The 18,782-nt window shown below is 63.6% G+C and carries 16 protein-coding genes, 1 tRNA gene, 1 rRNA gene and 1 pseudogene; 17 read left to right on the top strand and 2 right to left on the bottom strand.

From position 1 onward, the window contains the following. The first annotated feature begins 4 nt into the window (after positions 1-4). Both AC1DWA_RS29060 and AC1DWA_RS29055 read left to right on the top strand, forming a co-directional pair. Positions 5-1,729: a dipeptide ABC transporter ATP-binding protein gene (locus tag AC1DWA_RS29060; RefSeq protein ID WP_477846642.1), complete on the top strand. Its 1,725-nt coding sequence runs from the start codon at positions 5-7 to the stop codon at positions 1,727-1,729. 56 nt (positions 1,730-1,785) lie between these two features. Further along, positions 1,786-2,535 (top strand): Fic family protein, encoded by a 750-nt coding sequence (locus tag AC1DWA_RS29055; protein WP_020905979.1) that lies wholly within the window; start codon positions 1,786-1,788, stop codon positions 2,533-2,535. 390 nt (positions 2,536-2,925) lie between these two features. On the opposite strand, the gene AC1DWA_RS29050 is transcribed toward AC1DWA_RS29055, so the two are convergent. Continuing rightward, positions 2,926-3,744, bottom strand: coding sequence for an HAD-IB family hydrolase (locus tag AC1DWA_RS29050; protein WP_019746641.1), 819 nt, complete (start codon positions 3,742-3,744; stop codon positions 2,926-2,928). A 312-nt stretch (positions 3,745-4,056) separates the two neighbouring features. On the opposite strand from AC1DWA_RS29050, the pseudogene ssd reads away from it, so the two are divergent. From ssd to AC1DWA_RS29015, 7 genes and pseudogenes are all read left to right on the top strand, one after another. Further along, a pseudogene (gene ssd / locus AC1DWA_RS29045) lies at positions 4,057-5,001 on the top strand (septum site-determining protein Ssd); the annotation flags it as partial. 147 nt (positions 5,002-5,148) lie between these two features. Then, entirely contained in the window at positions 5,149-6,330 is a 1,182-nt protein-coding gene (locus AC1DWA_RS29040; protein ID WP_019746643.1) for a TadA family conjugal transfer-associated ATPase, read from the top strand. Beyond that, complete coding sequence (locus tag AC1DWA_RS29035; RefSeq protein WP_021342690.1) at positions 6,327-7,115, top strand: type II secretion system F family protein; 789 nt, start codon at positions 6,327-6,329, stop codon at positions 7,113-7,115. Before AC1DWA_RS29040 ends, AC1DWA_RS29035 begins: the two co-directional genes overlap by 4 nt. Beyond that, positions 7,112-7,696: a type II secretion system F family protein gene (locus tag AC1DWA_RS29030; protein WP_060939215.1), complete on the top strand. Its 585-nt coding sequence runs from the start codon at positions 7,112-7,114 to the stop codon at positions 7,694-7,696. Before AC1DWA_RS29035 ends, AC1DWA_RS29030 begins: the two co-directional genes overlap by 4 nt. Before the next feature lie 65 nt (positions 7,697-7,761). Further along, positions 7,762-7,965, top strand: a complete 204-nt coding sequence (locus AC1DWA_RS29025; RefSeq protein WP_042446719.1) for a DUF4244 domain-containing protein — start codon at positions 7,762-7,764, stop codon at positions 7,963-7,965. Next, positions 7,965-8,324, top strand: coding sequence for a TadE family type IV pilus minor pilin (locus AC1DWA_RS29020; protein ID WP_296556407.1), 360 nt, complete (start codon positions 7,965-7,967; stop codon positions 8,322-8,324). The genes AC1DWA_RS29025 and AC1DWA_RS29020 overlap by 1 nt, the downstream gene beginning before the upstream one ends. Continuing rightward, the gene (locus AC1DWA_RS29015; RefSeq protein WP_477846641.1) at positions 8,321-8,671 is read left to right on the top strand and encodes an Rv3654c family TadE-like protein; all 351 of its coding nucleotides are present in this window, start codon (positions 8,321-8,323) and stop codon (positions 8,669-8,671) included. Before AC1DWA_RS29020 ends, AC1DWA_RS29015 begins: the two co-directional genes overlap by 4 nt. Before the next feature lie 7 nt (positions 8,672-8,678). Here the strand turns inward: AC1DWA_RS29015 and AC1DWA_RS29010 are convergent, their stop codons facing one another. Beyond that, complete coding sequence (locus AC1DWA_RS29010) at positions 8,679-10,967, bottom strand: DEAD/DEAH box helicase (RefSeq protein ID WP_029537450.1); 2,289 nt, start codon at positions 10,965-10,967, stop codon at positions 8,679-8,681. A gap of 456 nt (positions 10,968-11,423) precedes the next feature. Between AC1DWA_RS29010 and cspE the strand changes: the two genes are divergently transcribed. From cspE to AC1DWA_RS28970, 8 genes are all read left to right on the top strand, one after another. Continuing rightward, positions 11,424-11,627: a transcription antiterminator/RNA stability regulator CspE gene (gene cspE / locus AC1DWA_RS29005; RefSeq protein ID WP_003946117.1), complete on the top strand. Its 204-nt coding sequence runs from the start codon at positions 11,424-11,426 to the stop codon at positions 11,625-11,627. A gap of 183 nt (positions 11,628-11,810) precedes the next feature. After that, positions 11,811-12,395 carry a hypothetical protein gene (locus AC1DWA_RS29000; protein WP_003946106.1) on the top strand — a complete coding sequence of 195 codons (585 nt, stop codon included), beginning with the start codon at positions 11,811-11,813 and terminating at the stop codon, positions 12,393-12,395. 192 nt (positions 12,396-12,587) lie between these two features. Then, on the top strand, positions 12,588-15,524 hold the full coding sequence (topA, locus tag AC1DWA_RS28995; RefSeq protein ID WP_019746651.1) for a type I DNA topoisomerase: 2,937 nt from the start codon (positions 12,588-12,590) through the stop codon (positions 15,522-15,524). Positions 15,525-15,557: 33 nt separating this feature from the next. Next, a complete protein-coding gene (locus AC1DWA_RS28990) occupies positions 15,558-16,787 on the top strand; it encodes a DNA polymerase III subunit delta' (RefSeq protein ID WP_019746652.1) in 1,230 nt (409 codons plus the stop codon). 30 nt (positions 16,788-16,817) lie between these two features. After that, a tRNA-Thr gene (locus tag AC1DWA_RS28985) sits at positions 16,818-16,890 on the top strand. Positions 16,891-17,011: 121 nt separating this feature from the next. Next, entirely contained in the window at positions 17,012-17,581 is a 570-nt protein-coding gene (locus AC1DWA_RS28980) for an RDD family protein (RefSeq protein WP_030535670.1), read from the top strand. A 30-nt stretch (positions 17,582-17,611) separates the two neighbouring features. Beyond that, on the top strand, positions 17,612-18,034 hold the full coding sequence (locus tag AC1DWA_RS28975) for a DUF2752 domain-containing protein (RefSeq protein WP_069147164.1): 423 nt from the start codon (positions 17,612-17,614) through the stop codon (positions 18,032-18,034). Positions 18,035-18,720: 686 nt separating this feature from the next. After that, a 16S ribosomal RNA gene (locus AC1DWA_RS28970) occupies positions 18,721-18,782 on the top strand; the annotation flags it as partial.

The following is an 18,782-nucleotide window of genomic DNA, read 5'->3' as shown; positions in this document are numbered from 1 at the left end:
CACGATGACCACCAAGGAAACTCTCACCTCGGAGGAAACTCCGTTGCTCGAGATTCGTGATCTCGAGGTGTCTTTCGAGTCCAATTCCGGTCCGGTTCCGGCAGTTCGAGGCGTCAGCCTGACCGTCTACCCGGGTCAGACTGTCGCGATCGTCGGCGAATCGGGTTCGGGTAAGTCCACCACCGCCCACTCGATCATCAATCTGCTTCCCGGCACCGGCAAGGTGACGGCAGGCGAGATCATCTTCGACGGCAAGGACATCTCGAAGGTCTCGGAGAAGGACTTCGTCCACATCCGGGGAAGCCAGATCGGTTTGGTTCCGCAGGACCCGATGTCGAATCTGAATCCCGTGTGGAAAGTGGGCTTCCAGATCGAGGAAGCACTGGCCGCCAACGGGATCGCCAAGGGCAAGGCAGCCAAGGTTCGGGCCGCCGAACTGCTCGAGGAGGCAGGACTCGCCGAAGCCGAGAGCCGGTTGGGGCAGTACCCGCACGAGTTCTCGGGCGGTATGCGTCAGCGCGCACTCATCGCGATCGGGTTGTCCGCTCGTCCGAAGCTCCTGATCGCGGACGAGCCGACGTCGGCGCTCGACGTCACCGTCCAGCGTCAGATCCTCGACCACCTCGACGGTCTGACAACGGAACTCGGCACCGCCGTTCTGCTCATCACTCACGATCTGGGCTTGGCCGCCGAGCGCGCCGAGCATCTGATCGTGATGAGCAAGGGTCGTATCGTCGAATCCGGTCCGGCGCTGGAGATTCTGAAGCGCCCGCAGCATCCGTACACGCAGAAGCTGGTCGCTGCTGCGCCGTCGTTGGCGTCGAAGCGGCTCAGCTCGTCGGTGGCGCGCGCCGAGATTCGCGAACAGGCGGAAGAGGTCGCCGAAGCGGTCAAGGCCGTGGAAAGTGCGGCAGAGTCCTTCGGCAAGGCGACCGACGACGTTCTTGTCGTCGATCATCTGACCAAGGTGTTCAAGCTGCGTAAGGGTTTCCGCAAGACCACCGACTTCACAGCCGTGAACGACGTGTCCTTCAAGGTCCGCCGCGGAACCACGACTGCAATCGTCGGCGAATCGGGTTCCGGTAAGTCGACGGTCGCGCAGATGGTTCTCGGTTTGCTCGAGCCCACTGCAGGCAACGTGGTCTTCGACGGTCAAGACGTGTCCAAACTCGGTGCGAAGGAAACCTTTGCGTTCCGTCGTCGAGTGCAGCCGATCTTCCAGAACCCTTACGGCACGCTCGACCCGATGTACTCGATCTACCGCACGATCGAAGAGCCGCTGCGTACCCACAAGGTCGGGACCAAAGCCGAACGGGAGGCTCGCGTCCGCGAACTTCTCGACAAGGTCGGTCTGCCCCAGTCGGTCATGCGACGGTTCCCGAACGAGCTCTCAGGCGGACAGCGTCAGCGCGTCGCAATTGCGCGAGCGTTGGCACTGCAACCGGAGGTCGTGATCTGCGACGAGGCGGTCTCCGCTCTCGACGTGCTCGTGCAGGATCAGATCTTGACCCTGCTCAACGACCTGCAGGCAGAGTTCGGGTTGACGTACCTCTTCATCACGCACGACCTGGCCGTGGTTCGTCAGATCGCGGACAACGTGTTGGTGATGTCGCGTGGCTCGATCGTCGAATCGGCACCGATCGACGATGTGTTCGGCAATCCGCAACAGGACTACACCCGCAAGTTGCTCGACGCGATTCCCGGCGGGTCCATCACGCTGGGAAGCTGACGCAACAGGTAGGTAGGCAAGTCCGCAGAGGGGCTGCAAGGGTACCGTCGTTGATCGTGACGGACCCCTTGCAGCCCCTCGTCGATCTTCCAGGCGTACGCGCCGCCGCCGATCATGCGCGCGACGCTCTGGGTGAGGTTCATCGGCACAAGACCAACCGTCGCGGTTGGCCCACCACTGCCGCCGAAGCCGCGGTTCGCGCTGCGCGAGCTTCCGCATCGCTGGCCGGTGGCACCACCGAATTGCCGGCCGAGGGCATGGCCGGTGATCCGATTCTCGCGGGTGCTCTGCGCGTGGCTCAGGCACTGGACGGCGACAGTCTTCCGCTCATGGAGTCGACGTGGAAGCGCGCCCCGCTGCAAGCTTTGGCCCGGCTGCACCTGCTGGCCGCGGCAGACCTCGTCGAGGACGCGGATCAACTGGGGCGGCCACGGTCGGATCGCGGAGTGGGGGAGAGGTTGGACGCTCTCGCGCAACTCGTTACCGGCGGAACCAGTGCGCCGGCGCCGGTTCTGGCGGCCGTCGTGCACGGAGAACTCTTGGCGCTGAGCCCGTTCGGCACCGCTGACGGCATTGTTGCACGTGCGGCTTCGCGTCTGGTTGCGGTCTCGTCCGGGTTGGATCCGCACAATCTGGGAGTCCCCGAGGTAAGTTGGCTTCGGCGGCCGCAGGCGTACACGGACGGCGCGGCTGGATTCGCTTCGGGAAATCCGGCGGGTGTCGGCAGTTGGGTGATCTTGTGCTGTGGAGCTCTCGAAGCCGGTGCGCGAGAAGCGACTTCGATCGCCGACGCGGCGACTGGATAGTCTGCAACAGGGCGAGGCCGGCACATAACGAACGGGCGGCGCTGCCGATAAATCGACTTCGCCGCCCGTCAGCACGGACTACTCGTTACCAAGCGTGCTCGGTGGGTTGTGTGGGTGGCCTCGGCGAGGGATCGCACTTTCTGAGGTCGTCCCCGCAACCGGTGCGGGGTCCTCGCTCAAATTGAACGAATCTCGCAGGCCCACAACGCTTCTGCCCTTATAGTGGCTTGTGCTCCGCGTGGGTGCCCTAGTGCCCGTGCTAGGAATTTCGGTTGGGGAAACGGTCCTTCTCTTCCGAGCCGTTCCTGGCCTTCCGTTCTTCCGTAACTCCTTTGTACCCTGTGTCCGGGCTCACAGCAAGTACCAATTTTTGTTTGTGGGCATTGGATTTCAGCGTTTCCGACGCAGTAGCCCGAAGGTCATGGCGCCGGCCACCAGAGCTGCGATTCCCACCGCTGCAGTAGTGGCCACCGTCGTCGTGGACTGGGCCGACAATCGCGCGCGAAGCGAGACCGGGTTCGAGAAAGTCAGTATGGGCCAACCGTTTACGGCCGCTTCCTTGCGTAATGCACGATCGGGGTTGACTGCGGTGGGATGTCCGACCGCCTCGAGCATGGGCAAATCGGTCACCGAGTCGGAGTAGGCGTAACTGGCGGCGAGGTCGTAGCCGTATTCCGCGGCGAGTTTTTCCATCGCCTCGACCTTGCCCGGACCGTAGCAGTAGAAGTCGACCTCGCCGGTGTAGTGGCCGTCTTCTTCCCTCATCGACGTCGCCACGGAATGGGTGGCGCCGAGGGCGCGGGCGATCGGCGCGACGATTTCCTCGCCCGACGCCGACACCACGATGACGTCGTGTCCACGCAGCTTGTGATCTGCGATCAGATCGGCCGCCTCGGCAAAGACGAGTGGGTCGACGATGTCGTGCAGAGTCTCCGCGACGATGGCCTTCACCTGTTCCACGTCCCAGCCCGCGCACATCGCCGTCAGGTGCTCGCGCATGCGCTCCATCTGATCGTGATCGGCGCCCGACAGAAGAAACAGGAATTGCGCATAGCTGCTCTTGAGAACCGAGCGTCGATTGATCAGACCCTGGGCGAAGAATGGCTTGCTGAACGCCAGGGTGCTCGACTTCGCGATGATCGTTTTGTCCAAATCGAAGAAAGCGGCTGTCCGCCCGGTATTCAGTCCGTTCGCAGGCTTGTCGGTCACAGGAATGAGGATAGTCCGACAGGCGGTTCGTGTGCTCCTCGGCAAGCGTCCTCTTTCGGCGAAAAACAGCAGTTCAGTGCAGCTCAGGCTTGCATTTCTCGCCAATGGCGGGTGTAAGATCGTTGCTGTTCGATTCGTTCGAACTAGTTCAGCCCGACCCCCCGGGGCTGAACTCAGACGGCCCCCGCCTCCTCCCCCCATTGGCGGGGGTCGTCCTCTGTCTCAGGCCTGTTTCTCCACAACTTCCCAGTTGTCCACAGGCTCTCTCGACCCACTGTTTTCGGTGCCGGTGCTCGTTCAGGCTCTGCAGTCATGAACACGACGATCAACTCTCGGGAAACCGGGGCTCCCATTCTGGTTCTCGTCGACGACGCGAAGGTCCTCGCGAGCGTGCGCCGCGTCGCTGCCGCGGTGGACCGCCGTCTGGACGAGGCCGAGCATCCCGTTTCCCGGCAACAGTGGAACCGGGCCTCGGCGGTCGTATTGGACGCGTCGGCTGCGCGGGATGCTCTGGCTCGTTCCCCTAAACGAACGCGAGTGTTCCTCGTGTGCGACGGCACACCGACCGTCGACGACTGGAAGAGTGCCACCGCGATCGGAGCCGACAGCGTTCTGTCCCTGCCGGAAGAGGAGAACGCGCTGGTCGCAGTTCTGGCCGACCACGTAGACGTGAGTGGTGACGGCACCGTCGTGAGCGTGGTGGGTGGTTGTGGCGGCGGCGGAGCCTCGGCAACAGCTGCGGCTGTCGCGTTGACGTCGGCGGCACGTCACGTCCCGACGCTACTGGTGGACGTCGACGCCCTCGGCTCCGGCGCTGATGTGCTGTTGGGCATCGAGACGACCCCCGGATTGCGTTGGGGTGCACTGACCGTCGAGGGCGGGCGGTTGGCCCCGGATGCGCTGCGCGATGCCCTGCCGGCAAAGGGAAAGTTCTTGAGGGTTCTGGCGAGCAGTCGCCGCGAGATCGACGGTCCGACAGTGACCGCCGTTCGCGCCGTGCTGGACGCAGGTCGCAGTTCCGGCGGACTCGTGGTCTGCGACGTGCCACGTCATCCCAGCGAGGTAGGTCAGGCCGCGTTGGAGATGTCGGATTTGGTTCTCGTGGTGGTTCCGGCCACCGTGGCTGCGTGCGTCGCTGCCGAGAAGGTCGGAGCCTGGGTGGTGCGACACAACTCCAATGTCGGGCTCGTCGTGCGTGGGCCGGCGCCGGGAGGCCTACGCGGCGCCGATGTGGCAGACATGCTCGGCCTGCCGCTGACGGCCGTGATGCGCGGCCACCGCTCGCTGGCGCCGATGCTCGAGCGCGGTGGCCTCGAATTTGACCCGAGGCTGTCCGCTGAGTGCGGTGGCAACAGCGGTACTCGACGCCGTCGAATCCGGCGCACGCCCGCGCAGGGCTGCGGCATGAGTGCGTTGGTCACGACAGAACTGCTCGACCGAGTTCGCGAGCGGCTGACGGCGTCGTCGGTCGCCGAGCCGACGGCGGCCACCGTTGCCGACGCCGTGCGAGCCGAGTCCTCCGGCGTTCTGGCGGACACGGATCTGTTGGAGGTCGTCAGGGTGCTCCAGACGGAACTGACAGGCGCAGGGCCGCTCGAACCACTGCTGCACGAACCCGGTGTCGCCGATGTACTGGTGACCGCGCCGGATCAGGTCTGGGTGGACCGCGGGGTCGGCCTCGAAAGGTCCGGGGTCCGGTTCACCGACGAGGCAGCCGTGCGTCGACTGGCGCAGCGGTTGGCACTGTCGGCAGGTCGACGCCTCGACGACGCCCAACCGTGGGTCGACGGCCGTCTGCGGGGCGTCGGCGACGGGCACTTCGGGGTACGACTTCATGCCGTACTCGCACCGGTGGCCCAGGGCGGAACCTGCGTGTCACTGCGAGTGCTGCGGCCCGCAACACAGGGTCTCGACGCGCTGTGTGCTCACGGCGCCGTGGAACCGGACGCGCGCGAACTCCTCGATCGCATCATCTCGTGCCGCTTGGCCTTCCTGGTGATCGGCGGGACCGGCGCGGGAAAGACCACGTTGTTGTCCGCCATGCTCGGCGCCGTCGACCCGCGCGAGCGAATCGTCTGCGTCGAGGACGCGGCCGAACTAGCGCCGCCGCATCCGCACGTCGTCCGCCTCGTCGCCAGGGCTCCCAACGTCGAGGGCGTCGGAGAGGTGACGGTGCGCGATCTGGTTCGGCAGGCACTGCGGATGCGTCCAGATCGCATCGTCGTCGGTGAGGTCCGCGGTGCAGAGGTGACGGATCTGCTCACGGCGATGAACACCGGCCACGACGGCGGCGCCGGCACCGTTCACGCCAATTCGTCTGAAGAGGTGCCGGCCAGACTCGAGGCGTTGGCTGCGCTCGGCGGTATGGATCGCCACGCGTTGCACAGTCAACTTGCCGCGGCAGTTCAAGTGATCCTGCACGTGCACCGGTTGGCCGACGGATCGAGGCGTCTCGAACAGATCGGCGTCATCGACCGCGGTGCGGACGGATACGTACAAATCATGCAGGCATGGCCGGACGGCGGTTCGGGTCGTGAGCGGCTCGAGCGGATGTTCCGGCTTCGCAATCGAGAGGTCGGGACGTGACAGTTTCCTTCCTGGTCCTCGCGTTGGCGGTCTCGATTGCGCCGGTGCGGGATTCACGTGCTCGGCTCGCTACGTACGCCCCGAGCATCCGCAAGCCCTCCCGGCAGATTCCGTGGCAGTTGGTCGCCGCATTTTTCGCGGTGTCGGCTGCATGGGTTCTCGGAGGCTTGTCGGCAGGATGCGCGGCGGTCGTCCTCGCCGGAACCTTGATCTTTCGTGGGCGCCGCGCGAAGGCGGCCGAAAACCGGGACCTCTCACAGAAGATGCTGCTCTCCGGTCTGGAGGTGCTGATCGCCGAGCTGAGCGTCGGCGCGCATCCTGCAAGTGCCAGTTCTGTTGCAGGCGAGGAATGTACCGGCGAAGTAAGTGCGGTGTTCCGGTCCGCTGGGGCCAGGGCGCGTCTCGGTGGTTCTGCCGCGGCGGCCTTCGCGGTACCGGATTCGTGCATCGAGCGTGAGTTCTCCCGCATCGGATCCGTCTGGCGGGTCGCAGACCAACACGGTCTGGCGCTGGCTGAACTACTCGGCGCGGTCCGGACGGACATGTTGGGGCGTAGACGCTTTCGTCAGCGCACCGAGGCCGGGTTGGCGGGCGCTCGGGCGACGGCTGCGGTGCTGGCTTTTCTACCGCTGCTGGGGATCGGCCTCGGCCAGTTGATGGGGGCGTCGCCTCTGCGCGTGCTGTTCGGCGGTGGGCTCGGCGGCGTGCTGCTCGTGATCGGAACTGCCTGTGTCTCAGCTGGTTTGCTCTGGACCGACCGGATAACTGCGAAGGTCACGTCGTGAGTTGGGCATCCGTGGCGATGATCGCGTTGGCGCTCGCGATCATTCCCGCTCGCCGCGGCGCTTCGGCCAGGGCGGCAGAAATTCTGTTCGCGGACACAACAACAGAAAATTCGGTTTCAGCCCCGGACAAGCCGGATCCACTCGCGGTTGCCGCAAGTCTCGACCTTCTCGGGGCCTGCCTGCGAGCGGGGCTTCCCGTCTCCGCCGCGATCACAGCGATGGCGTCGACGGCACCGAAACCGATGGCCGACACGCTCAGTCGCGTGGCCGACCTTCTCGCGCTCGGTGCCGACCCCGACGCCGCGTGGAGCGAAGCCGCTCTCGATCCCGATACCGAGGCGCTCGCCAGAATGGCTCGGCGTTCCGCCCGTTCGGGTTCGTCGCTGTCCTCGTCCATGGCCGAACTCGCCGAGCGCAGTCGAGGTGACGCGGAGGATCTGGCTGCTGCCGCGGCCGAACGTGCGGGAGTGCTGATCAGCGGTCCACTCGGACTGTGTTTCCTGCCGGCGTTCATCGCCTTGGGCATCGTCCCGGTGGTGATCGGGCTTGCCACGACTGTGCTCGGTAACGGCCTGTTGTGAGCCGGATCCGTGTGAAAGCTCCTGCGGCAGAACTGCTGCCACAGGTTTTGATTGAAGGGGGAGAAATGATTTCGAAGACGCTCAGGACGGTGTCGGCCAGATTTGCGTTGTTGGTAACGGAGGACGACGGTATGTCTACCGCGGAGTACGCGATCGGCACGATTGCGGCCGCCGCATTCGGTGCCGTCCTGTACACGGTTGTCACCGGCGACTCCATTGTTTCGGCGCTGACAGGCATCATCGACAAGGCGCTCAAGACAGCTGTGTGATGTTGTCCACGAGAGGTATTCGGCAAGCCGACGACGGCGCCGTGACGGTGGAGGCTGCGATTGCTCTGGCTTCGATCGTCACGGTGGTCGTGCTGTGTATCGGTGGCGTCCTCGCGGTGTCGATGCAGGTTCGGTGTGTCGACGCAGCTCGTGAGGCCGCGCGGTTGGTGGCACGTGGTGATCGTGAGTCTGCGGTCGCCACGGCCCGCCGGATCGCACCCGAAGATGCGTCGATCTCGGTGGAGATCGTTGACGGCTTTGCCGTTGCCGTTGTCAGCGCCGAGAGTACGTTGCTGCCGTTGGTCGACATTTCTTCCGAGGCTGTGGCAGCTGTGGAGTCAGGGGTGGAAGAGGGGTGAACCTACGTGACGACGAAGGTGTTGCCACGGTTCTGGCGTGCTGCGTTCTGGCAGCGATCGTGATGGTGACCGGTGGGATGCTGTATGTCGGGTCCGCGGTGGTGGCCCGGCACACGGCTCAGTCGGCCGCTGATCTTTCCGCTCTCGGCGGTGCGGGCGCCTTGGACGGAGGTGAGGCGTCTGCGTGTGCGAAGTCCGCGGCGATCGCGGAGCGTATGCGTACGGTGCTCGCGGAATGTGAGGTGCAGGGGTGGGATGTAGTTGTCGAGATACGTGCACCGGTGTTGTTGTCGGGCTTCGGGATCGGCGATGCGCAGGCCTACGCTCGTGCGGGTCCGATCGGCTGATCGTGTCTCAGCTGATCGTATCGATGACGGCGGTCAGAACCTTGACCGCGCCGTCTTTGTCGAGTGGGTCGTTTCCGTTGCCGCACTTGGGTGAATAGACGCAGGACGGGCATCCGTGAGCGCACTCGCAGGAGAGTATGGCGTCGCGCGTCGCGGTGAGCCACCGTGACAGTTCGCTGTGCCCCCGGTCGGCGAACCCGGCGCCGCCGGCGTGACCGTCGTAGACGAAGACAGTCGGGAGTCCGGTGTCCGCGTGCATCGCCGTCGATACGCCGCCGATGTCTCCGCGGTCGCAGATCGCCACCAGTGGCAGCAGGCCGATCGCGGCATGTTCGGCGGCATGCAGTGATCCGGGGAACCGTTCGGGCGGCACCCCGATGGATTCGAGAAGTTCCGGCGTGACCGTGTACATCACTGCCCTGGTGGGCAAAGTGTGAGCGGGCATGTCGAGTTCGATCGAGTCGAGGACTTCACCCGAAGTCAACCGTCGTAGGTACCCGACGACTTGATGTGTCACCTCGACCTGGACGAGAGCGACGGCGATGTCGCCGTAGTTCTTGTGCTCGAGTTGTTCGGTGATGGTGATTTCGGTGGTCTCTCGGGCCGAGGTGGTCCAGTCCGGATTCTCGGTGTGCACCAATGCGAGTCCGACGTCGAGGTCCAGTTCATCGACGACATAGGTCTCGCCTTGATGAATGTGCACGGCACCGGGATGAACTGTGGCCGGAGCGCGGCCCGCATCGACAGTACCCAGCATCCGGCCGGATTCACCGTCGACAATGGCCACCTGAGTTCCGATACCGCCGCGAATGTCCAAAGAGCCGTGGGGGTTCGAATCGGCGGTGACGAACCATCCGTGCTTTCGGCGCCGGATCTTGCCTTCCTCCGACAGCCTGGTCAGAACCTCGAGAGCCCCGAAAGCGTCCACCTCGACATCGGAAAGTGGGAGTTCCATTGCAGCGCAGAGAAGTTGTGGTCCCAGGACGTACGGATTCCCGGGATCTGTCACCGTCGCCTCGACGGGTTTGTCGAGTACCGCCGACGGATGGTGAACGAGGTAGGTGTCGAGTGGATCGTCGCGGGCGATCAACACGACGAGTGAACCCTCGCCGCGTCGCCCGGAGCGACCGGCCTGCTGCCAGAACGAGGCAACGGTCCCCGGGAAGCCTGCCACGACAACGGCGTCGAGGCCTGCGATGTCGACGCCGAGCTCCAGCGCGTTGGTGGTGGCTGCGCCCAGCAGCGTGCCGTCGGCGAGCGCAGCTTCCAGTTCGCGACGGTCCTCGGCCAGATATCCGGCGCGATACGACGCGACTCGCTCGGCGAGGTCCGGGTCCACCTCGGCGAGTAGACGTTTGGTGGCCATCGCGGTCAGTTCGGCACCGCGGCGGGAGCGGACGAAGGTGAGAGTACGGGCGCCCTCGATCATGAGGTCAGCCATGATCCGCGCTGCTTCCGCGCCCGCGGGACGTCGTACCGGGCTACCGTTTTCGCCGGTCAATGCCTCGAGTAGCGGCGGCTCCCACAGTGCGACGGTGCGTGGGCCGTGCGGCGATCCGTCTTCCGTGACCTCGGTGCAGTGTGCGCCGATGAGCCGCGAGGCCGCTGCGCCGGGATCTGCCGTGGTCGCGCTGGCCAGGATGAAGGTAGGTTCGGCGCCGTAGCGCGCTGCAATCCTGCGAAGTCGCCGGATCACGAGCGCGACGTTGGATCCGAAGACTCCCCTGTAGGAGTGGCATTCGTCGATGATCACGTATTTCAGGTTGCGGAAGAAGTGCGCCCATCGCTGATGGGTGCGGAGCAGCGAAATGTGGATCATGTCGGGGTTGGTGAAGAGCCAGCGTGAGTTCTCGCGTGCCCAGGTGCGGAGTTCCTGCGAGGTGTCGCCGTCGTACGCACTGGCGTTCGTGCTGCGAAGTTCGACGTCGAAGTCGGTGAGGGACAGCACTGCTCGCAGTTGATCCGAGCCCAGCGCTTTGGTGGGGGAGAGGTACAGGGCAGTTGCGAGCGGATCGGTCGCCATGGCCGTCAGCACCGGGAGTTGGTATGCCAGTGACTTACCCGACGCCGTACCCGTGGCCACGACCACGTGTTTTCCCTCGTGAGCGAGGTCGGCGGCCTCACTCTGGTGGATCCACGGGGACCGCACGCTGTGCTCGGCGAGCGCGCGTACGACGCTGGGGTGCACCCACTCCGGCCATTCGGTGAACTCGGCTACGCGAGCAGGCAACTGCGCGGTGAACATCAGTGGTTTTTCGCTTCCACTGACCCCGGCGACGACGCGATCGAGCAGCATCTGCCCGTAGGTGTCGCCAGGCTTCCCTCCCGGGGCGGGGATCGGGGAAGGTGCGTTCACGTGACTCTCCGGGCTCGGCGTTGGGGTGTGGCGGCAATCGGAAACTGTCGCTACCTGCAGTTTTGATGATACGCAACGGCCGGCGGTCTTGGTGGAACCGGGTGGTCGGCGCGCAAGCGGGAAGCCACGATCGTGGGCCGTTTTTCTCGTAGCGAACTTTTAACGTTTTTAGTTCCCTTTTCGACTGTTGTGCACGCGGAGAACATGGTTGACTGACAATCGGTCGCAGCTTCTGTGTTCGTAGGCTTGAGAAAGTGCACGCTCGCAGGATCGTTGTTGCGGGCGCGGTGCTCTGCCTTTCCTGAGGGGGAAATAAAGACGTACAGCGGTCGGAACCGGCCCGGTGGACTGTAAGGGCTGTTCACCGAATCCGGTGTTAGAAAGAGAAGGAAAAGCATGGCACAGGGCACTGTGAAGTGGTTCAACGCTGAAAAGGGCTTCGGCTTCATCGCTCCCGAAGACGGTTCCGCAGACGTCTTCGTTCACTACTCCGAAATTCAGGGCAACGGCTTCCGTACCCTCGAGGAGAACCAGCGTGTGGAGTTCGAGGTCGGCCAGGGCACCAAGGGGCCCCAGGCTACCGGCGTTCGCGCGGTCTGATTTTTCCGCTCACTCGCTGAGCGATTAGTTCGGACAGTATTTGTCCCCCATCGCATCCGTGCGGTGGGGGACAAATCTTTTCGGGCTGAGCCAGTCTTTCTCTGTCCGAGGTAATGCACGCAGCTGTTCGACCACGGCCGGTCGTCTATGCCGTCAGTACCTTCGTGGCTTACGTTTCACTCTGTGAGCCAACTGTCCTTTTTCTCTGCCGAGTCGATTCCACCTGCCGTGACGGACCTCGCCGGAATGCTGGCCGGACCGGGTCAGGTCGTGACCTCGGAGGACCGGGCCCGGATCTCGATCGTCGTGGATCGGGACTGGAGAGCGCAGGCCGTTGCCGAGTTGATCGCGCAGTGCGGACTCGGGGCCGAGGTGACGCGTAGTGAAGAAGGCAGCCCATTGGTCCGCACTCAGTCGACGCCCGCACTCCTTCCGCTGTCCGTGCAGTGGACCAAGGGAGCTGTGAAGGCGGTGCCGGTCGGTTGGGTACCGAACTCCCGCCAACTCCGGGTGTGGGCCGTCGCGGCCGGCAGGCTCGAAGAAGGCGGCGAGCGATTCGTGTTCGGCCTCGACCCCCATGCCAAGGAGACGCACGCACCGCTGGCTCAGGCCTTGATGCGGGTTGGTATCGCGCCGACTCAACTGGGTAACCGGACACCGGGCCCGGGGCTCCGTGTGTCGGGAAAGAAGAGACTGACAAAGCTCGTCGAATACCTCGGTGAGGCGCCGAAACACGTCGACACTTCGGTCGCCTGGCCGCACGTCTGACAGTGCTCTTGCCTCGTGTCCGACGGTGCTCATGCCGCGTGTCCGACGGAGCCCATACTGTACTGATCTGCACGAATGTCTTGCGGGTATGTCACTCTGTAAAGAGAGACACGGGGTATAACTTGCTCCACACGTCTAGTTCTGAAGATCTGCCGACGGCAGTGAACGTCCAAAGGAAGGCTCGGGCAGCAGGTGGCTAAAGCGGACAACGGCAGCGGTCAGGGAGCGTCCGGTAACCCTCGTCGCCTCGTGATCGTCGAGTCACCGACCAAGGCGCGCAAAATCGCTCCCTACCTCGGTAAGGACTACGTCGTAGAGGCATCGGTCGGTCACATTCGCGACCTGCCGCGAGGCGCAGCAGACGTTCCGGCCAAGTACAAGGGCGAGTCATGGGCCCGTCTCGGCGTCAACGTCGATCACGACTTCGAGCCGCTCTATGTCGTGAGCCCGGAAAAGAAGGGCAAGGTCGCCGAACTCAAGTCTCTGTTGAAGGACGCCGACGAGCTCTTCCTCGCAACTGACCCCGACCGTGAGGGCGAGGCAATCGCCTGGCATCTCCTCGAGACTCTCAAGCCCAAGATTCCGGTTCGTCGAATGGTCTTCCACGAGATCACCGAGCCGGCAATCCGTGCTGCCGCCGAAGACACCCGCGAACTCGACACCGACCTCGTCGATGCTCAGGAAACCCGCCGCATCCTCGACCGTCTCTACGGTTACGAGGTCAGCCCGGTTCTCTGGAAGAAGGTCATGCCGAAGCTCTCGGCCGGCCGCGTCCAGTCGGTGGCCACTCGCGTCATCGTCCAGCGTGAACGCGAGCGCATGGCGTTCAAGTCGGCGTCGTACTGGGACATTTCCGCGACGCTCGACGCCGGTGCAGAGGCCAGCCCGCGTAGTTTCGGTGCTCGCCTCGTCTCCGTCGACGGTTCGCGTGTCGCCTCCGGTCGCGATTTCGGAGCTGACGGAAAGCTCAAGGGCAGCGCGGTCACCGTGCTCGACGAGGCCTACGCGCGTCGTCTCGCGGAAGCGTTGCAGGGCGTCGACCTCACGGTTTCCTCCGCCGAGGACAAGCCGTACACGCGCAAGCCTTACCCGCCGTTCATGACGTCGACGCTCCAGCAGGAAGCCGGACGCAAACTTCGTTTCACGTCCGAGCGCGCCATGCGTATCGCGCAGCGTCTGTACGAAAACGGCTACATCACCTACATGCGTACCGACTCGACGACGCTCTCGGAGTCGGCGATCGCAGCCGCTCGTGCGCAGGCCACCGAGTTGTACGGTCCGGAGTACGTCCATCCGACGCCGCGTCAGTACACCCGCAAGGTCAAGAACGCGCAGGAAGCTCACGAGGCGATCCGCCCCGCCGGCGACGTGTTCCAGACCCCGGGTCAGCTGCATTCCAAGCTCGATTCCGACGAGTTCAAGCTGTACGAACTGATCTGGCAGCGGACCGTCGCTTCGCAGATGGCCGACGCCCGCGGTACGACGCTGACGCTCCGCATCTCCGGCACGGCAGGAACCGGCGAGGACTGCACGTTCTCCGCTTCGGGTCGCACCATCGTGTTCGCCGGCTTCCTCAAGGCTTACGTCGAAAGTGTCGACGAAGAAGCCGGCGGTCAGTCCGACGACGCCGAATCCAGGCTTCCGGTACTGGTCAAGGGCCAGGAAGTCACGGCCACCAAGCTCGATCCGGACGGGCACAGCACCAACCCGCCCGCTCGCTACACAGAAGCCAGCCTGATCAAGACGCTCGAAGAACTCGGCATCGGCCGTCCTTCGACCTACTCGTCGATCATCAAGACCATCCTCGATCGCGGATACGTCTACAAACGTGGCAGCGCGCTGGTTCCGTCCTGGGTGGCGTTTGCCGTCATCGGACTGCTCGAGGTGCACTTCGGCCGGCTGGTCGACTTCGACTTCACGGCAGGAATGGAAGACGATCTCGACGCGATCGCCGGTGGCCGTGAGCAGCGCGGCAACTGGCTGAGCAGCTTCTACTTCGGCGGCGAGACAGGCGCAGAAGGTTCGGTCGCCCGCGAGGGCGGGCTGAAGAAGATGGTCGGAGTCAACCTCGAGGAGATCGACGCTCGCGAGGTCAACTCCATCCGTCTCTTCGACGACGCCGAGGGCCGCGAGGTGCACGTGCGCGTCGGCCGGTTCGGCCCGTATCTCGAGCGCATGGTTCAGAACCCGGACGATCCCGAAGGCGATCTGATCTCGCAGCGGGCAAATCTTCCCGACGACCTGCCGCCGGACGAGCTCACTCCCGAGTACGCCGAGAAACTGTTCTCGACGCCTCAAGAGGGCCGCAAGCTGGGCGTCGACCCACTGACGGGCCACGAGATCGTCGCGAAGGAAGGCCGCTTCGGTCCCTACGTGACCGAGATCCTGCCCGAACCGCCGGCCGAGCCGGAACCGGACATCGTTCCCGTCTCCGCTCCCGAGCCGGAAGAAATCAGTTCGGGCAGTACCAAGACTGCGGTGAAGAAGGCCGCAGCCAAGAAGGCACCCGCGAAGAAGGCTGCCAAGAAGGTCGCGGGCCCCAAGCCGCGGACGGGATCGCTGCTCAAGTCCATGGATTTGGCGACGATCACCTTGGAAGATGCACTTCGTCTGCTGTCGCTTCCGCGCGTGGTGGGTGTCGACCCCGAATCCAAGGAAGAGATCACCGCGCAGAACGGCCGTTACGGTCCGTACCTGAAGAAGGGCACGGACTCACGCTCGCTCGCCAACGAAGAGCAGATGTTCACCGTCACGCTCGACGAAGCGCTCAAGATCTACGCCGAGCCGAAGCGTCGTGGGCGTCAGGCATCGGCAACGCCTCCGTTGCGTGAGTTGGGCGTCGATCCGGTCAGCGAGAAGCCGATGGTGATCAAGGACGGCCGTTTCGGTCCGTACGTCACTGACGGCGAGACCAACGCCAGCCTTCGCAAGGACGACGACGTCGAATCCATTTCTGATGCTCGTGCGTCGGAGTTGCTGGCTGATCGTCGGGCCCGCGGTCCCGTCAAGAAGAAGGCAGCAGCCAAGAAGGCTCCGGCAAAGAAGGCCGCTGCCAAGAAAACAGCCGCAAAAAAGGCCCCGGCCAAGAAGGCTGCCGCCAAGAAGGCTCCGGCGAAGAAGGACTCGTAAGGCTTCGTCGGTGCCGACGGTTAGGGTTTTTGCATGAGTACTGAAGTGGCCGAACGAGGTGTGTTCGGTCGGCTGGTGGGTCAGCACGACGTCGAGCAGAGCCTGCGTGATGCTGCGCTGTCGGCTCGTGGCGATTCCAGCGGCTCGGAGATGACCCACGCGTGGCTCTTCACCGGGCCACCCGGCTCTGGTCGTTCGGTTGCTGCTCTCTGCTTCGCCGCAGCCCTGCAATGCACCTCCGACGGTGCACCAGGGTGCGGTGAGTGTCATGCGTGTACGACGACGATGGGTGGAACCCACGGTGACGTACGACGGATCATCCCCGACGGCCTGAGCATCAGCGTCAAAGGCATGCGCGAGATAGTCAACATCGCTTCGCGTCGGCCGACGACGGGGCGGTGGCAGGTCATCGTGGTCGAGGATGCCGATCGTTTGACCGAAGGCGCAGCCAACGCCCTGCTGAAGGTTGTCGAGGAGCCACCGGACCGCACGGTCATCCTGCTCTGCGCGCCGACGACCGATCCGGAAGACATGTCTGTCACCCTCCGTTCGCGGTGTAGGCACATGCCGTTGGTGACGCCGTCCGTCGAATCGATCGCCCAGGTACTGATCGACCGCGACGGGCTGGATCCGGAGCGAGCGAGAATCGCCGCATCGATCAGCGGCGGACATGTCGGTCGGGCGCGGCGCCTCGCCACTGACGAGAGCGCGCGGGACGAGCGTCAGCGTTCGCTTCGGCTGGCCGCAGACGCGATCGGTGCTTCGACGGCGTACAAGGCCGCAGAGAACTTGGTGAAGTCGATCGAGGCTGACACCAAGGCGTTCTACGCCGAACTCAAGGAACAGGAACTCGAGGAGCTCAAGGTCTCCTTGGGTGGTGGTGGAACCGGCAAGGGAACAGCCGGGACTCTGCGCGGATCGGCTGGTCTGATCAAGGACCTCGAAGCGCGTCAGAAATCGCGCGACACCCGGGCCCGCCGCGATCTTCTCGACCGGACGCTGATCGACCTGGCCGGCATGTACCGGGACGCGCTTTCCTATTCGCTGGGGTCGACGTCGACGGCGACCCATCCCGACATGGCTCGGCAGGCCGCCGAGTTGGCTGCACGCACGTCCCCGGAGGGGTTGCTCAAGTGCATCGAAGCGGTGCTCGAATGCCGCGAGGCCGTCGACTTCAACGTCAAGTTGCAGTGGGCGCTCGATGCGATGGTTGCCTCCATCGGAGCCGCTTTCCGACCCCCGTTTTCGCGATCCGGGGGTTGACCAGATAGACTCGCCACCGCCGAAAGGCACGCTGCCTTAGCTCAGTCGGTAGAGCATTTCACTCGTAATGAAAAGGTCGAGAGTTCGATTCTCTCAGGCAGCTCGGCCAAGAGCCCCACACCCGGAAATCCGGATGTGGGGCTCTTGTCGTTAGTTCCCAATTCTTGCGTATGTGCGGTTTATCCTGAGTTCGGCGAACACGTGCCTGAACAGGGGAGACCTCGATGTCGGATCAGAACTGGGGACCAGGCCATCCATCGCAGAATCAGCCGCCGTACGGGCAGATGCCGCCGATGCCGCCGCAGGGTTTTCAGCCGCCGACGCCCGCCTATCCGTACGCAAGCTGGATCTCTCGGGTGCTCGCGTCAATTCTCGACGGCTTTGTCGTTCCGCTCCCCGGCGTCATCCTCGCGGGCATCGGAGCAGTGATCGCGTTCTCCGGATCCGAAGTGACCACATACGACGACGGCAGCGTGAGCGCTGAAGGCGGTAATCCGGTCGGGGTGATCGTCATGGTCGTCGGCATACTGGCGATCTTCTTGATCGAGGTGTGGAATCTCGTCTTCAGGCAAGGGAACACCGGACAGACGCTCGGCAAGAAGTGGCTGGGAATTTCGGTGATTCGGGAGTCCGACGGTGTGCCTCTCGGCCCGGTGATGGCGCTGCTTCGTTGGATCATGATGGCGATCCTGGGTGGCGCCTGCTTCCTCAACTATCTCTGGCCGCTCTGGGACTCGAAGCACCAGTGCTGGCACGACATGGTGGTCCGGTCGGTAGTCGTTCGCGCGCGCTAGTCGCTGCCGAGGTCTCTTACAGTGGGTGTCATGGAGTTGGAAGTGGTCGCAAGTCGACGACGCGCGCTGGCCGCACCCGTCGGTGTTGCTGCAGTGGCGGTGGCGGCCGCCGCGGTTCTCCACTTCCGTGATCCCCACAGTGCGGGTAGTTACGGCGTTTGTCCGATGTATGCGTTGACGGGATTGTGGTGCCCGGCGTGTGGTGGCCTTCGTGCGGTCAATGACCTGACTAATCTGGATGTTGGCGCCGCAGTGTCCAGCAATGTCTTGATCGTGCCGTTTGTCGCGGTGTTGGTGATCGCGTGGATCGGTTGGACAGTGCGCCGTTGGAAAGGCACGCGGGATCGCATGATCGTGCTTCGGCCGACTGTGACGATCGTGGTGCTCGGAGTTCTCGTTGCATTTACGGTTGTTCGAAACACCCCGTGGGGGAGCTGGCTCGCGCCGGCGTGACGGTAAGAGGTCGACATGGCACTGCAGGTTTTTTCGCTCATCGTTCTGCTCGGCGCGCTGATCATCCTGATTCCGACGGCACGACGTGTCTTCGGCAAGAAGGACGACGAGTAGGCCTCGACAACTGGGCCGGAGCGGCACATGCTGGCGGTATGGCTGATTCGTTGAAAGCGCGCGTCAAGGAAAAGCTACTGTGACCTGGCGATTTGGTGTTGTGTTGATCTTCGCGTAACTTTGTCCAGGTCAGAGCGACACGGACACCGACTCCCACCTGCGAGGGTGAGTGACACGAGGTTGTACGAAGTGCCTGGCGAACACAATCCAGTTTTTCTTCACGGGGTTCCGGTTTGCGCCGGTGACCTGGTTGGGATAGGCTGGAAAAGTTGCCCCGGAGCGGCGGCCATAGGGTCGTGGTGATGGTGTGTGCGTGTTCTTTGAGAACTCAACAGTGTGTCGATGAATGTCAGTGCCAAWTATTTTTTGGTACTTCACATCCGCGAATGATCAACCGCCTCTTGGGGTTTGGTTGGTTTGTGTGTGGTGTGAGTATTTTTCGTCGGTGATTGTTCATTCTTCCGTCTGAATGGTTGCCGACACATTTTTTTGCTAGTTGAGTTTTTTTGCTAGTGATTTGACTCTTTTTGTCTATGACTGATTAGCAGTTTCGGCTGTGAAATCTAGAGTCTTCAACGGAGAGTTTGATCCTGGCTCAGGACGAACGCTGGCGGCGTGCTTAACACATGCAAGT

The organism is Rhodococcus sp. P4_F3_2 (assembly GCF_056401335.1).
Note: the sequence above shows the minus strand (reverse complement) of the source record. Positions and strands in the feature narration are given on the sequence as shown.